At 72.0% G+C, this 13,462-nt stretch carries 13 protein-coding genes and 2 pseudogenes; 4 read left to right on the top strand and 11 right to left on the bottom strand.

The features are described 5' to 3' along the window. Together AB0D99_RS30330 and AB0D99_RS30335 are read right to left on the bottom strand one after the other, a co-directional pair. Positions 1-887: ABC transporter substrate-binding protein (locus AB0D99_RS30330; protein ID WP_362369339.1), on the bottom strand; the 887-nt coding region annotated here is incomplete at its 3' end. 245 nt (positions 888-1,132) lie between these two features. After that, on the bottom strand, positions 1,133-2,638 hold the full coding sequence (locus AB0D99_RS30335; RefSeq protein ID WP_362369342.1) for an amino acid decarboxylase: 1,506 nt from the start codon (positions 2,636-2,638) through the stop codon (positions 1,133-1,135). Between the two features lie 72 nt (positions 2,639-2,710). Here AB0D99_RS30335 and AB0D99_RS30340 point away from each other — a divergent pair, with 72 nt between their 5' ends. Beyond that, entirely contained in the window at positions 2,711-3,628 is a 918-nt protein-coding gene (locus tag AB0D99_RS30340) for a LysR family transcriptional regulator (RefSeq protein WP_362369345.1), read from the top strand. Between the two features lie 151 nt (positions 3,629-3,779). Further along, a pseudogene (locus AB0D99_RS30345) lies at positions 3,780-4,301 on the top strand (HAD domain-containing protein). Between the two features lie 48 nt (positions 4,302-4,349). Here the strand turns inward: AB0D99_RS30345 and AB0D99_RS30350 are convergent. From AB0D99_RS30350 to AB0D99_RS30365, 4 genes and pseudogenes are all read right to left on the bottom strand, one after another. Beyond that, a complete protein-coding gene (locus tag AB0D99_RS30350; RefSeq protein WP_362369348.1) occupies positions 4,350-4,841 on the bottom strand; it encodes a GNAT family N-acetyltransferase in 492 nt (163 codons plus the stop codon). Between the two features lie 230 nt (positions 4,842-5,071). After that, on the bottom strand, positions 5,072-5,245 hold the full coding sequence (locus tag AB0D99_RS30355) for a CsbD family protein (protein WP_362369502.1): 174 nt from the start codon (positions 5,243-5,245) through the stop codon (positions 5,072-5,074). A 94-nt stretch (positions 5,246-5,339) separates the two neighbouring features. Continuing rightward, positions 5,340-6,569, bottom strand: a pseudogene (locus AB0D99_RS30360) (MFS transporter); the annotation flags it as partial. After that, positions 6,566-7,939, bottom strand: coding sequence for an NAD(P)-binding domain-containing protein (locus tag AB0D99_RS30365; protein ID WP_362369351.1), 1,374 nt, complete (start codon positions 7,937-7,939; stop codon positions 6,566-6,568). The pseudogene AB0D99_RS30360 and the gene AB0D99_RS30365, both read right to left, overlap by 4 nt. A 161-nt stretch (positions 7,940-8,100) precedes the next feature. Between AB0D99_RS30365 and AB0D99_RS30370 the strand changes: the two genes are divergently transcribed. Beyond that, positions 8,101-8,463 carry a metalloregulator ArsR/SmtB family transcription factor gene (locus tag AB0D99_RS30370; protein ID WP_362369354.1) on the top strand — a complete coding sequence of 121 codons (363 nt, stop codon included), beginning with the start codon at positions 8,101-8,103 and terminating at the stop codon, positions 8,461-8,463. A 177-nt stretch (positions 8,464-8,640) separates the two neighbouring features. Here the strand turns inward: AB0D99_RS30370 and AB0D99_RS30375 are convergent, their stop codons facing one another. Both AB0D99_RS30375 and AB0D99_RS30380 read right to left on the bottom strand, forming a co-directional pair. Continuing rightward, a complete protein-coding gene (locus tag AB0D99_RS30375; protein ID WP_362369357.1) occupies positions 8,641-9,411 on the bottom strand; it encodes an MIP/aquaporin family protein in 771 nt (256 codons plus the stop codon). Positions 9,412-9,445: 34 nt separating this feature from the next. Then, positions 9,446-9,754 (bottom strand): metalloregulator ArsR/SmtB family transcription factor, encoded by a 309-nt coding sequence (locus AB0D99_RS30380; RefSeq protein WP_362369360.1) that lies wholly within the window; start codon positions 9,752-9,754, stop codon positions 9,446-9,448. Positions 9,755-9,862: 108 nt separating this feature from the next. Between AB0D99_RS30380 and AB0D99_RS30385 the strand changes: the two genes are divergently transcribed. Beyond that, positions 9,863-10,279 carry an arsenate reductase ArsC gene (locus AB0D99_RS30385; protein ID WP_362369363.1) on the top strand — a complete coding sequence of 139 codons (417 nt, stop codon included), beginning with the start codon at positions 9,863-9,865 and terminating at the stop codon, positions 10,277-10,279. A 163-nt stretch (positions 10,280-10,442) separates the two neighbouring features. On the opposite strand, the gene AB0D99_RS30390 is transcribed toward AB0D99_RS30385, so the two are convergent. The 3 genes from AB0D99_RS30390 to AB0D99_RS30400 all read right to left on the bottom strand — a co-directional run bounded on the left by AB0D99_RS30390 (position 10,443) and on the right by AB0D99_RS30400 (position 13,228). Beyond that, positions 10,443-11,684 carry a globin domain-containing protein gene (locus tag AB0D99_RS30390; RefSeq protein WP_362369366.1) on the bottom strand — a complete coding sequence of 414 codons (1,242 nt, stop codon included), beginning with the start codon at positions 11,682-11,684 and terminating at the stop codon, positions 10,443-10,445. A gap of 298 nt (positions 11,685-11,982) precedes the next feature. Beyond that, positions 11,983-12,618 (bottom strand): HAD family phosphatase, encoded by a 636-nt coding sequence (locus AB0D99_RS30395; RefSeq protein ID WP_362369505.1) that lies wholly within the window; start codon positions 12,616-12,618, stop codon positions 11,983-11,985. A gap of 151 nt (positions 12,619-12,769) precedes the next feature. Then, a complete protein-coding gene (locus AB0D99_RS30400; RefSeq protein WP_362369369.1) occupies positions 12,770-13,228 on the bottom strand; it encodes a cyclic nucleotide-binding domain-containing protein in 459 nt (152 codons plus the stop codon). Positions 13,229-13,462: the final 234 nt, after the last annotated feature.

Consider the following 13,462-nt stretch of genomic DNA (forward strand, 5'->3'; position numbering starts at 1 on the left):
GCGGCCTTGTAGGTGCCGTCCTTGATGATCGCGTCCAGCGCTTCCTTCAGCGCGTCACGCAGCTGGGTGTTCTTCTTGTCCACCGCGATACCGAACGGGCCCGCCTCGATCTGGTCGCCGACGACCTCGAAGGCGTTCCCTCCGTCGGCCTTGCGCGACAGGTCGAGTGCCACCGGGTAGTCGTTGACGCCCGCGACGGCGCCGCCCGCCTTGACGCGGGTCTGGGCCTCGGCGTCGGTCGGGAAGGACTCGATCCGGATGGCCTGCTTCCCCGCCGCCTCGCACTCCTTGGACTGCGTCTTGACGACGTTCTCGAAGGTCGTGCCGCGCTGGACGGCTGCCTTCTTCCCGCAGAGATCCGCGACGGACGTGATGCGGTGCGGGTTGCCCTTCTGGACGTACACGACGGAGCCCGCGACGAAGTAGTCGACGAAGTCCACGCCGTTGCCGGTCTTCTGGCCCTTGTCGTCCAGACCCTCCTGCCGGGCCTTGGTGTCGCTCATCGACGACATGACGATGTCCTGCCGCCCGGAGGTGAGGGAGGTGATGAGGCTGTCGAACGTCCCGCTGGTGAAGTCGAACCTGACGCCGAGCTGCTGGGAGAGCGCCGCGGCGATGTCGGGATCGACCCCGACGATCTTCCCGTTCTCGATGAACTCCATCGGGGCGTAGGCGGCGTCCGTGCCGACCTTGATCACGCCGGCGTCCTGGTACTTCTTCGGCAGCTTCGCGAACAGGGGAGCGTCGCTCCGTGCGCCACCCGCCTGAGTGCCGCCGGAGTTCTGGCCGGAGCCGGTCTGGTCGCCACAGGCGCCCAGCAGGAGCGTGGCTGTGGCCGCGGCCACGGCGGCGGCGATCGCCTGATGGATCGGAATGCGTGCGGGCATGGGCGTGCTCTCTCTCGGGGATGGGGATGGGGATGGGTGGGGTGCGGTGGTGGCCGGGGCGATGCCCGGTGGTGCGGCCGACCGGGGCGCTTCCCCGGGGCCGGATGGTCGGGTCGTCACGGTGGCTCGATCGGCCGGGTGATGCGGTGGCCCGGACGGCGAAAGCCGTGACGGGGCCGGCCGGGTGGTGCGGCGGCCCGGACGGCGAAAGCCGTGACGGGGTCGGCCGGGTCGTTGCCGGTGTGTCAGTCGACGACGCGCAGCCGGGTGACGCCCAGGTCGAGTGCCCCCCGGACATGGCCGTTCGGGGCGGTCGCGGTCTGCTGGAGGAAGTGGACGACCTCGGCGGTGATGACCTCGCCCGGAAGGACGTTGGGGATGCCGGGCGGATACGCGGCAAGGGTGTCCGCGGAGATCCGTCCGACCGCCTGTTCCGCGGGCAGTACCCGGGTCGGGCTGAGGAACGCCTCACGCGCGGTCAGCTTCGCGGCGCCGGGGGCGGGCAGCCGCAACATGGCCGCCTGTTCTGTGCCGGTCGCGGTCAGCGGGGAGGGCAGCGTGTGCAGCGCTTCGAGGAACCGGTCGGTGTCGGGGACGAACCCCGCGCCGATGACGGCGACGATCGCCGCGTCCGTCGCCACCTCGACCATGATCTGGTGGTCCCGGAAGAGCAGGCGCCTGGCCTCGTGCCCCGTGATCCCGCCGGCCCTGGTGTCGATGGCGATCCGCAGCGGATCGGCGGCGACGATGTCGGGGAAGGCGTCGAAGCCGTCGCTCACCACGGTGAAGCGGCCCAACGCGCGCACCACCTTCCGCACCCTGTCCGCGGCCGCGACCGACGTGGCCGTCGCGCCCGTGTCGACCACGAGGGTCCTGCGGGCGAGATCCAGCGACGCTGTCAGCAGGGAGCTCGCGCTCGTGGACTGCACCAGCCGGAACGCCCGGTCCACGAGCGGTTCGAGCCGGTCGGCGAAAGGACCCTCGGCGACGTGCAGCATCGCCGACTGCGTCAGGCTGCCCGCGAGCTTGTGCGTACTGGAGGTCACCATGTCCGCGCCCAGGGCGAGGGCGCCCTCCGGCAGCGAGGGGTGGAACCCGAAGTGCGAACCCCATGCCTCGTCGACGATCAGGGGAACCCCCGCCGCATGGGCCGCGTCGGCGATGGCGCGCACGTCGGCCACCGCGCCGAAGTAGCTCGGCGAGACGATGTACACGGCCGCCGCGTCCGGCGTCCGCTCCAGCGCCGCCGCCACGTCCGCGGCGGTCACACCGTGCGCGATGCCCTGCGCGGGGTCGACCGACGGCTGGACGAAGACCGCGTCCATGCCGGACAGCACAAGACCGTCGATCACGCTGGAGTGCACACTGCGCTGCACGACGAGCGTCCGGCCGAGCGCGGGGGCCACCATCGAGGCGATCTGATTGCCCTGGGAGGCACCGTTGGTCAGGAACCAGGTGCGCCGCGCACCCCAGGCTTCGGCGGCCAGCGCCAGCGCCCTGTCGAGCGGCGTGTCCCGGCCGAGGTCGATGCCGTCGAGCAGCGGGGGGAAGTCGAGGGCCGTGATCCGTGAGCCGAAGAACCCGGCGAGGTCCGATCCTGAGGCGGCGGCATGACCGGGGACGTTCAGCCTCAGCCAGTCCCGGCCGGCGAGGGCGAGCACCGCCTCGGCGTAGGGGGCGGACAGCTGGCCGGAGCCGGAGCCGGGGCTGGTGGGGGAGAGGGTGCCGTGATCGGTCGTTCGCGTGTTCACCCCGGGAGCGTGACACGGCTCCAGTGATTGAGGAACGGTGGACTTTTCGTGACCCCTCCATAGGATCTCTATATGCTCGACGTGAGACATCTCCAGGTGCTCCGCTCCATCGCGCAGGAGGGTTCACTCGCCGCCGCCGGACGCGCACTGCACTACAGCCAGCCCACGATCACCCACCACCTGGCGTCCCTGGAGGCGCACTTCAACGCCCAGCTCGTCCAGCGCGGGCCGCGCGGAGCGACCCTGACCGAACTCGGCGAGGCTCTGCTGCCGCACGCCGAGGCCGTGCTCGAGCGCCTGCGCCACGCCGAGCTGGAGGTGCTGAACCTCGCGGAGCGCGGGATGCGCACCATCCACATCGGTACGTTTCCCACGGCCGGGGCCCTCCTGCTGGCTCCGGCGGTCAAACGCCTCCACCAACAAGGCGTCCACATCTCGCTCACCGAAGGCGAACTCCCGCTGCTGCTGCGTGGGTTGCGCACACGGGAACTCCAGGCCGCTCTCGTCTTCTCCCAGCCCGGCGACCGCCTCAACCTCGAGGAAGAGGTCGAGGTGCACCCGTTGCTGTCCGATCCGCTCCTCTTGGTCATGCCGGAGGACCACCCCTGCGCCGCGCTGGACCGGGTCCCCCTCGCCGAGCTGCGCGACACCGCGTGGGTGGGCGCCGCCGACCCGCACGACCCGTGCGACCGCGTGCTGGGATGGGCGTGCGCCCGCGAGGGCTTCGAGCCCCTGCACGTGATGCGCACCGACGACTACGCGGTGGTCCAGGGCCTCGTCGCGGCAGGGACGGGCGTGGCGCTCGTTCCCCGGCTCGCCCTCGGCGCGCCCCGCCCGGACCTGGTCGTACGGCCGCCGGCGGGACCGGCCCTGGCCCGGGAGATCAGCGTGGCCGTACTCCGCTCGACCTCGGCCAGCGCGGCCCAGGAGCTGGTCTCGGCGCTCCAGGAGCAGGCGGCCCTGATCACCGACCGCTGGGGCGCGGACTGACGGGCGCGGACTGACGCGATCCTCACGGACCGGCGGCGCCACCGCGAGGAAATCGCCCCCGGAACGCCAACCGGCCCGCTCGACGACGCCGAATCCCGCCCGCCCGCCTCGACGAGACGGCCCCCTGGGGATCCGTCGCTAGGGTGCTCCCGTGACCGACTCCGCGCAGCCGCCCCTGCTCTTCCTCGACGTCGATGGGCCGCTCATCCCCTTCGGCGCGGCGTCGGGGCGGTATCCGACCTATCCCCCAGGGATCGACCGGCTTGAGGCCGATGCGAATCCACTCCTGAGCAGGATCAATCCCGACCACGGGCGCCGGCTGGCTGCGCTGCCGTGTGAGCTGATCTGGGCCACGACGTGGATGGGCGACGCGAACGAGTGCGTCAGCCCTCTCCTCGGTCTCCCGCAGCTCGCCGTGGTGGTCTGGCCGGAGCCGTCGGATTCGGATGCGCAGGACGCCCGGAACGGGCTGCACTGGAAGACTCGCCCGCTGGTCGCGTGGGCATCGGGACAGCCGTTCGCCTGGGTCGACGACGAGATCACCGACGCCGACTGAGAGTGGGTCGCCGCCCACCACCGGGGAAGGGCTCTGCTCCACCGCGTCGACCCCCGCCGCGGTCTCACCGACGGCGACTACGACGTCCTCGGCGCATGGCTGCGGCAGCCGTCCTGACCCGACAACGACCCGCCGCCCACGCCCCCGTGACCCGAGGTCGGGACGCTAGGACGCGCCGGCGGACTCCCGATGGCGCCGGAACTCGAGCCTCTCGGGTCCCTCGGCTTCGAGACGTCCGGTCGACGACCAACCGCACGCCTCGTAGAACGCCACGGCTGCGACGTTGGAGGCGAAGGTCTCCAGGCGAATCTCCTCGTACGCGGCGAAGAGAAGCTGCTCGGCCTTCGTGAGGAGCAGTTTCCCCAGCCCCTGACGCTGGCGGGCCACGTCGATCATCAGCAGGTCGACGGTGGACTCCTCGGCGATCAGCAGCCCGACGAGATCCTCGCCTTCCTCCAGGCAGTGGAGGCGCCCCTCGCGGAAGTGCGACTCGATGTGGTCGTCGGAGGCCCCGCTGTCGATGAACCAGTCGACGCCCTCGTCTCCGAGGAACGACCGGTATCGCGCGTCGATGGTGCGCCGGGCAAGGTCTTGCAGGGCCGCGACGTCCTTCTCCAGGGCAGGACGGAGGACCGGGACCGGCCGGGGCAGCGACATGCGGGCACTCCAGACGGGGCGTATCGGGACGGTTGGACCACGTCAGTCTGCCAGCCCGTCCGCCCGCCGCGGCACGCCGGCCTACGGGGGACGCACGACGGGCACCCCCGCCGCGGCACGCCGGCCTGCGAGGGACGCACGACGGGCACCCCTGATCGAAGACCGCAGCTCAGGAGGTCACGGCAGAGGAGACGATACGGAGGCGAGCCTCCTCATCGCGCCCGCCCGGATCAGTGGCGGTCGCGCTTGAGGGAGTCCTTGATCCCCTCGGCGCGCTCACGAACGCCCTTCACCGTCTCGCGGATCTTGGTCTTCGCCTGGTCGGTCCTGCCCTCGGCCTCGAGCCGCTCGTTGCCGGTGAACTTTCCGGCGACCTCCTTGAGCTTGCCCTTGGCCTTCTCCATGGCGCTGCTCATGGCCGTCACCCTTCTCCGGAGGATCGGCTGCACCGTCCACGCTAAGCCTGGGCGAGCCCGGATGCTCGCCGACGCCTGCTGACGCCTGTGACCGCGGACCATGGGGACGGGTCCCCAGGGCTGCGAAGGCGGCGAGGACCGAGAGCGCGGCGAGGAACGCGAACAGCGCCGGGTAGCCCCCGAGCGGACGGGCCAGGACCGCACCGGCGAACGGGGCGAGTGCGGCCGCGGCGTGAGCCGGCGCGCCGAGGAGTCCGGAGAGCCGGCCGTAGTGAGCCGTACCCCAGCGGTCCGTGACGGCGGTGGCCTGCAGGAGCGTGAGGTTGCCTCGGACGACGCCGGCCAGTACGGACGCGGCGATGAGGACGGCGTACGGGCCGGCGACGGTCGCGAGGGCCGCGGTGGTGAGGCCCCCGAGCCCGACGAGCGTGACCGAGCGGGCGGTGACGCCGAGGCGGCGGGCGAGGGGGGCGTACAAGGTGCGGCCGAGGGTCTGTCCCGCACCGCCGAGACCCAGGGCCCACGCGGCTTGGGTGGTGCTGTAGCCGCGTTCCAGGAAGAGGGGGACGAGACAGATGACGACGGCGTACATCGCGAACGCGGAGAGGGTGAAGGCGGCGGCCAGCATCCAGAACGCCCGGCTGCGCACGACTCCGCGGCTGCCGTCGGTGACGTGGGGAGGGCTCGCGGGCGCCGGTGGCCACGGTGCTCTCAGGGCGAGGGCGTGGGCCGGGACGGTCAGGACCGCGAGGACGCCGGCGAGCACCCCGTAGGTGGCGCGCCAGGACATGTGGTCGGCCAGAATCGCGGTCAGAGGCGCGAAGACCGTGGAGGCGAGTCCTCCGGCGAGGGTGAGGATCGTCAGCGCGCGGACGTGGTCAGGGGCCCACCAGCGGGTGAGCGCGGCGAAGGCGGGCTGGTAGAAGGTGGCGGCCATCGCTGTTCCGGCGAGCAGCCATCCGAGCGTGAAGACGGCCGGGGTGGGGGCCGCGGCCACCGACAGCAGGCTCAGGACGCCGAGGACGGAGCCCGCCGTCATGACGAGACGGGGCCCCCGGTGGTCCAGGACACGGCCGACGGGGATCCCGGCCAGGGCGGAGACGACGAGGGCGGCGGAGAATGCCGCGGTGGTCGAGCCGGCGCTCCAGCCCGTGTCGTCGACGATGGCCGGGTTGAGGACGGGAAAGGCGTAGTAGACGATGCCCCAGCTCGTGATCTGGGTGAGGCAGAGCGCGGGGAGTACGGCGCGGGGCCGCGACCGGTCCCCCGTTCCGGTCGCGGCCCCGTTCGCAGGGGTGGGAGAGCTGGTCACGGGCCGCAGGAGGGCGCCGGAGTGGTGGTGCCGAGCGGGATGAGCGCGGGGGCGGGGGCGCAGCAGCCGCCGCCGTCGGCGGCCTCCTCCGTCTGCGGCTGCTCGAAGAGGCCGGCGCCGCCGCAGACCCCGGTCTCGGGCAGGACGAGCTCGACGCGCTCGGCGGACTCGTGGTCTCCCGCGATGGCGGCGACGACGGAGCGGACCTGCTCGTATCCGGTGAGCGCGAGGAAGGTGGGGGCGCGGCCGTAGGACTTCATGCCGACCAGGTACACGCCCCTCTCGGGGTGGGAGAGCTCCTTGACGCCGTGCGGGTAGACCGTGCCGCAGGAGTGCTGGTTCGGGTCGATCAGCGGCGCCAGCTCGACGGGAGCCTGGAGTCGCTCGTCGAGGCCGAGGCGGAGTTCGTCGAGGAAGGTCAGGTCGGGGCGGAAGCCGGTGAGGACGATGACCTCGTCGACCGGGCCGAGCCGGCGGCCGTCCTCGGCCAGCAGGACGAGACGCTCGCCGTCACGCTCGAACTCCTGCGTGCGGAAGCCGGTGACGGCGTCCGCATGCCCCTCGTCGACCGCGGCCTTCGCGGCGAGGCCGAGGGCGCCGCGGGCGGGAAGCCGGTCGGCGGTGCCGCCGCCGAAGGTGGTGCCGGAGATGCCGCGACGCAGGATCCAGGTGGCGTGCGTCCCGGTGCCGTCCTCCGACCTCGCCAGGTCGGCGAGGGACGCCAGGGCGGTGAAGGCGGAGGCGCCGGAGCCGATCACGGCGGTGCGCCTTCCGGCGTAGCGGGCGCGTTCGGCGGGGTCCTTCAGGTCCGGTACGCGGTAGGAGATCCGGTCGGCGGCTGCACGCTCACCGAGCGCGGCGAGTCCGTCCCCGCCTGCGGGGCCCGGGATGGCCCAGGTGCCGGAGGCGTCGATGACGGCGCGGGCGAGGATCCTCTCCTCGCGGCCGTCGGCGGAGGTGACGTACACCGTGAAGGGCTGGGTCTCGCGATCGGCGTCGACGATCCGGTCACGGCCCGCGCGGGAGACACCGGTGACCCGAGCCCCCGTGCGGACGCGCTCGCCGAGGACGTCGGCGAGGGGCTGGAGGTACAGCTCGGCCCAGTCGCCGCCGGTCGGGTACGTCGCCGGGTCCGGCTTCACCCACCCTGTGGGAGCGAGCAGCTTCTCCGCCGCCTGGTCGGTGAGCTCGCCCCAGGTGGAGAACAGCCGCACGTGTGCCCACTCGCGCACCGCGGCACCCGCCTGTGCACCGGCCTCCAGGACCAGCGCATCGAGGCCCCGGTCGACGAGGTGCGCGGCCGCGGCCAGACCGGCCGGCCCGGCCCCGACGACCACGACGGGCAGATGCTCGGTGGCGGTGGCGGTCATGACGAGTCCCCTTTGTTTCGACGTTTGTCGATCTCCTGGGCCCAGCATGGCACTGGTATCGATGAGCGTCAACATAGACGTTCATCGATGCAGTGGTTGGTGAGGGTCCGCGCGTCATCGCACCCCCGGGGGTCTGGTTCGACGTGTGTCAACATAGACGTATGTCGAATGCCAAGGTGCTGCCGCTGCTTGAACCCGAGGTCGAGCCCTGCTGCCCGCCGCTGAACGAGCGTCCCCTGACGGTGGAGGAGTCCGAGCGGACCGCGCTCATGTTCAAGGCGCTCGGCGATCCGGTGCGGCTGCGCCTCTTCTCGGCGGTCGCCTCGCACGAGGGCGGCGAGGCGTGTGTCTGCGACATCTCCGATGTCGGGGTCTCCCAGCCGACGGTCTCCCACCACCTGAAGAAGCTGAAGGACGCCGGCCTGCTCTCCTCCGAGCGGCGCGGCACCTGGGTCTACTACCGCGTCGAACCCGCCGTCCTCGCCGCCATGGGACAGCTGCTCACCACGGCCGCCGGGGCCTGAGGGTCCGGGTTCCGTCCCCCACCTCCCGGTTCCGTCCCCCACCTCCCGGTTCCGCCCCCCACCTCCCGGTTCCGTCCCCCACCTCCCGGTTCCGTCCCCCTGCCCCGCCGCGGGGTGCGGACGCGCGGGGCCGGACGGCGCGCGGCAGCCGGTAGCCGCCGCCTCCGCGGCCGCTCGTCATTCGGCGTGCGCCCCGCCGGGCCTGAAGATGACGGCGACCAGGGCCAGGCCCACGGCCGCGCCGATGAGCTGCATGCCGATGAAGGCCGGGACGGACCCGGGGGCGATGCCCGCGAAGGTGTCCGTGAAGGCGCGGCCGATGGTCACCGCGGGGTTCGCGAAGGACGTGGACGAGGTGAACCAGTAGGCAGCACCGATGTACGAGGCGACCGCGACGGGTGCGTGACGGAGCCGATCCGTGCGGGCCAGGCCGAAGACGAGCAGGATCAGGCCGGCCGTCGCCACGACCTCGCCGAGCAGCAGATTGCCCGCCGAGCGGTCGTGCGTGGACCACCTCACCAGCGGCTCGCCGAACATCGCGTCCGCCAACACGGCGCCCGCGATCGCTCCGACGACCTGGGACGGCACATAGACGGCCGCTTCGCCGGCGTTCACTCCCGCACCGCCGCGGCGGGCCGTCCACCACTCGGCCAGAGTGACCGCCGGGTTGAAGTGCGCACCCGAGACCGGCCCGAGGAGGGCGATCAGAACGCCGAGGCCGAAGACGGTGGCGGTGGAGTTGGCGAGCAGCTGCAGGGCGACATCGTCGGTGAGTCGGGTGGCCTGGATGCCGGATCCGACGACGATCGCCACCAGGGCGGCGGTGCCGACGAGCTCGGCCGCGGCTCGTGAGGCGAGCGGAGTACGGGGCGGGGTGGCGCCGGGTGCGGGCTGCGGCGACGTGTCGGCGGCTATGGCGTCGCTCGCGGCGGGCTCGGTGGCGGTCACGGGCGGGGTCTCCTCGGGCAGGTGGGGCGAGCGGCTACGGGCAGGCTCTCTTGGCTTCGGCGTTGGCGCGTGCGGTCTGGGCGAGGGCGGCGAACTGCCCGGCCAGGGACTCGATCACCTCCGGCCGCAGCCGGTAGTAGGTGAACCGGCCGCAGGGTTCCGTCTCGACGACCCCCGCCTCGCGCAGCACCTTCAGGTGGTTGGAGAGGTTGGTCTGCCTGGCACCGGTCTCCTCCACGAGGTGTGTGGTGCACAGCGTCTCGCGGGCGAGCAGGGTCACGATCCGGAGGCGCAGGGGATCCCCCAGTACCCGGATCAGATCAGTGTCGACTGACGTCATCATGGGCTGATACTGTCACATCACTTCCGGCTGATACCAGCTACGGCTGACCTCATGAAACCCGCAGGCGACGCTCCTCGCCGCGACCGCGCCGTCCCCGAGGATGAACCGATGACCGTTCCCGTCGCCTCCGTACTCTTCGTCTGCGTCCACAACGCCGGCCGTTCCCAGATGGCCGCCGGATTCCTCGGCCACCTCGCCGGAGACCGGATCGAGGTCAGGTCCGCCGGCTCCGTCCCGGGCGACCAGGTCAACCCCGCAGCCGTCGCGGCCATGGCCGAGGTCGGCATCGACATCTCCGACCGGAAGCCGAAGGTCCTCACCACCGAGGCGGTCCGGGCGTCGGACTACGTGATCACCATGGGCTGCGGCGACGCCTGCCCGGTCTTCCCCGGCAAGAAGTACCTCGACTGGGCCCTCGAAGACCCGGCGGGTCAGGGCGTCGACGCGGTCCGCCCGATCCGGGACGAGATCAAGAACCTCGTCGACGCGCTCATCGCCGAGATCGACGCGAAGCGGCAGGCGTGACCCCGGCCGCCGGCCCGGCCGCCACCACCGGCGACGTCTGACTGCTCGCCGCGGGCACCACGACGACCAGGCCGGGCCGCAGGCGCGCGGGCACCACGACGACCAGGCCGGGCCACAGGCGCGCGAGCACCGCTCGGCGCCCATGCCACGTCGTGCCGAAGCGTCAGGGAGTCGCCAGGGCAGGGGTGTCGAACGGGTCGTAGTGGATGCGGTCCGGGGACGTGCCGCCGAACGTGAGCGCCTCCCTGGCCGAGGCGACCATCGGAGCCGGACCGCTGAGGAAGGCGTCGTGGTGGTACCACGGCCCGAACTCGGCCAGGACCTGCGGCAGGGACCCCTGGATGCCGGGGATGTGCTCGTCGGAGATCGCGCCCCGCACCGTGAGCCAGTGATGCCGCTGCGCCATGCGCAGCATGTCGTCCATCCCGTACAACTCGGCACCGGTGCGGGCGCCGAGGAAGAGATTCACCTGGTGCCGGCCGCCGCGCCGGGCGACCTCCTCGATCAGCGCGCGCATGGGAGCGAGGCCGGTCCCGCCGGCGACACAGAGCAAGTCGCTGTGGACGGCGGCGTCCAGCACCATGTCACCCATCGGGGCGCCCAGATGGATCACGTCGCCCACGGCGGCCCGATGCACCAGCGCGTTGCTGACGGCGCCGCCCGGCACGGCCCGTACGTGGAAGGTGAGGGTGCCGTCCTCGCGGGGCGCGTTGGCGGGGGAGTAGTAGCGCCACTGCTTGGGATGCCAGGGAGTCTCGACGCTGACGAACTGACCGGCGGCATGCTCGTACGGGATGTGGGGCCGCAGAGTGACCTCGGCGATGCCGGGCCCGCAGGGGACGAGGCGCACGATCGTGGCGGGCCAGACGGCGGGCCGTTCGTCCGCGTCCTGCTCGGCGGCGCTGATCATGGCGTCGGCGACCGCTCCGTACGCCTTGGTCCAGGCGGCGGCGATGTCCTGGGTCCACGCGGGCCCGGCGTAGCGGGCCAGGGAGGCGAGGAGGCATTCACCCACGGCGGGGAAGTGCGCCCGAAGCGCGCCGAATTTACGATGGTCACGCCCCAAGTGGCCGCAGAACCGACCCAGGTTCTCCGGATCGTCCACCAGGTCGACGATGCGCAGCAGGGCGCGCAGCAGGCGGCCGCGCTGGGTGTCCATCCCCGGCGGGAACATCGGCCGCACCTCGGGGTAGCGGGCGAAGAGGATCGCGTAGAAGTACACCGTCATGTCCGCGGCGAGGGGCTCGACCACCGAGACGGAGGCGCGGATGAGTCCGATCTCGTGGGCCGACAGGGGCGGTTCGACGGCCTCGGGCTCGACGGCGGACTCGGCCGGGACGGGTGCCGGACCCTCCGGGTGGGGGTCGACGGGCGCGTCGGCAGGGCGTCTGATCCGGAACCTCAAGGGATCAGAGCTCCGTCCCCCGGTATTCGCGATGGCAGGAGCCGAGGGGATCGCGGGGTGGCGGCGCGGGCGGAGAGGCGCCCCCGATGCGGGCTGAGGGCGGGGACTTCACTGGCGGGCATGGGTCCTCATCACGGGGCGGGATCAATTAAGCGGACTGAGCAGCTCCGGACGGTACCTGATCAAGGAGGTACTCAGAAGTAGCCCCCAGTACGGGGCACGGCCGCTCCGTCGTGCCCCGTGCCCAGCCCTCCACCGCCGTCGGCGACCCATGCCCGTGCATGTCAGCGAGGTGGCATCACCCGGCGGAACCCCCGGGAACCCGTGACCCGACATCCAGATGGGCTGCGATGCGTGTGATCGTCCGGGCGTTGTCCTCGAACAGGTGCGCCTGCATGCCGGCCGCCCGGGCAGCCTCGACGTTGACCGCGACGTCGTCGATGAAGAGACAGCTCTCCGGCGACACGTCCAAATCGGCGCAGGCCGCCTCGAAGGCGCGCGGGTCGGGCTTCTCGACGCCGATCTCGTGCGAGTAGACGATCCGCTCCACCAGCTCGTCGAACCGGTACCGCGCGGTCTCCCGCTCCCGGGCGCCGACGAAGCTGTTGCTCAGGATGCCCAGCCTGCAGCTGCCCTTCAACCCCCGCACGTAGGTGATGAGTTCCTCGTTCGGTGTCCCCAGGTACTCCGCCCAGAGGTCGGCCATGAAGGACCGGACGTCAGGCGCGTCGAGACCCAGGCGGGCCGCCACCTGCCCGTGCACCTCCCGCTCGCCGATGCTCCCGACGCTGCCGGCCCGCCACACGTCGCGCATCCGCTCGTTGACCGTGCCCGGCGGAAGCTCCAGCCGCTCCTCCCACCGCCGCACCCACCCCGTCTCCGGCGTGATCTCCAGCACCCCGCCGATGTCGAGAATGACACAGGTCGCCGTCATGCCCGCCCCCTCTTCGCCCTGCCCGCCGGTGAGCGTGCGCCGCCCGCTCACGTGATCGATGGAGACACTGTCGGCTCTCCCCCGGGGGCGGGGTCAAGCGATCTTGGACGCTTGTGGCAGGGCTGTTGCGGGCCGCCGGGGTCGGTGGGGTCTACAGCCGCCCGCCGTGGTGGGCGTACAGGTCCAGCAGACGCACACGGGCGGAGAAGAGACGGTGGGCGAGCAGCTGCCCGACGACGTGACCCAGCGCGGAGCCGAAGCTCGGGTCGGCGTCCATCATCATCCGTATCGTCACGGCGTCGAACTCGTCGGCGCGCACCCGCGTCATGGCCTCGGCCCCGAAATGCCAGCGGAACGGTTCGAACAGCCATGACCAGCCGAGCAGTTCGCCGGTGCTGACGCTGTCGATCACCGCCGGCCGCCTGCCGGGCACGCGGACGTCCAGGGTGGCCGTTCCGGTCCGCACGATCCAGAACCGATCGGCGTACGCGCCTTCCTCGAACAGTCGCGTCCCTTCGGGGAAGTCCACCGGACGCGCATGCCGCATCAGGGCGTCACGGTGATCTGCGGACAGAGCTGCGGTGAGCCGTGGGGGCGTACGAGTGCTCATGGGGGCCTCCTCATCCGTGTCCGCTTCCAGTCTCCGCCGATGCCGCGCACACGGGAAAGTCCGGACGGCCCGATCTCCGGAGAATCCCTTCTGACCTGCGAGAACATGCCGCCCGGCCAGCCGGTCCCCAGGCCCTCGGTGCCGCTCGCAGGGCGCTACATGCGATCAACGACGGACAGGGCGATCATGTATGTGCCGGCTGTCCGTCCGGGGACGCGCCGCTCGGCGCGGAGC

Source organism: Streptomyces sp. NPDC047971 (assembly GCF_040653355.1).
Taxonomy (GTDB): domain Bacteria; phylum Actinomycetota; class Actinomycetes; order Streptomycetales; family Streptomycetaceae; genus Streptomyces.

Bases quoted from the DNA above. Each gene is read 5' to 3' on its own strand.
- AB0D99_RS30340 (WP_362369345.1), top strand. From the start codon at position 2,711: ATGCTCGACGTGAGACATCTCCAGGTGCTCCGCTCCATCGCGCAGGAG.
- AB0D99_RS30350 (WP_362369348.1), bottom strand. From the start codon at position 4,841: ATGTCGCTGCCCCGGCCGGTCCCGGTCCTCCGTCCTGCCCTGGAGAAG.
- AB0D99_RS30355 (WP_362369502.1), bottom strand. From the start codon at position 5,245: ATGGAGAAGGCCAAGGGCAAGCTCAAGGAGGTCGCCGGAAAGTTCACC.
- AB0D99_RS30365 (WP_362369351.1), bottom strand. From the start codon at position 7,939: ATGACCGCCACCGCCACCGAGCATCTGCCCGTCGTGGTCGTCGGGGCC.
- AB0D99_RS30370 (WP_362369354.1), top strand. From the start codon at position 8,101: ATGTCGAATGCCAAGGTGCTGCCGCTGCTTGAACCCGAGGTCGAGCCC.
- AB0D99_RS30380 (WP_362369360.1), bottom strand. From the start codon at position 9,754: ATGATGACGTCAGTCGACACTGATCTGATCCGGGTACTGGGGGATCCC.
- AB0D99_RS30385 (WP_362369363.1), top strand. From the start codon at position 9,863: ATGACCGTTCCCGTCGCCTCCGTACTCTTCGTCTGCGTCCACAACGCC.
- AB0D99_RS30395 (WP_362369505.1), bottom strand. From the start codon at position 12,618: ATGACGGCGACCTGTGTCATTCTCGACATCGGCGGGGTGCTGGAGATC.
- AB0D99_RS30400 (WP_362369369.1), bottom strand. From the start codon at position 13,228: ATGAGCACTCGTACGCCCCCACGGCTCACCGCAGCTCTGTCCGCAGAT.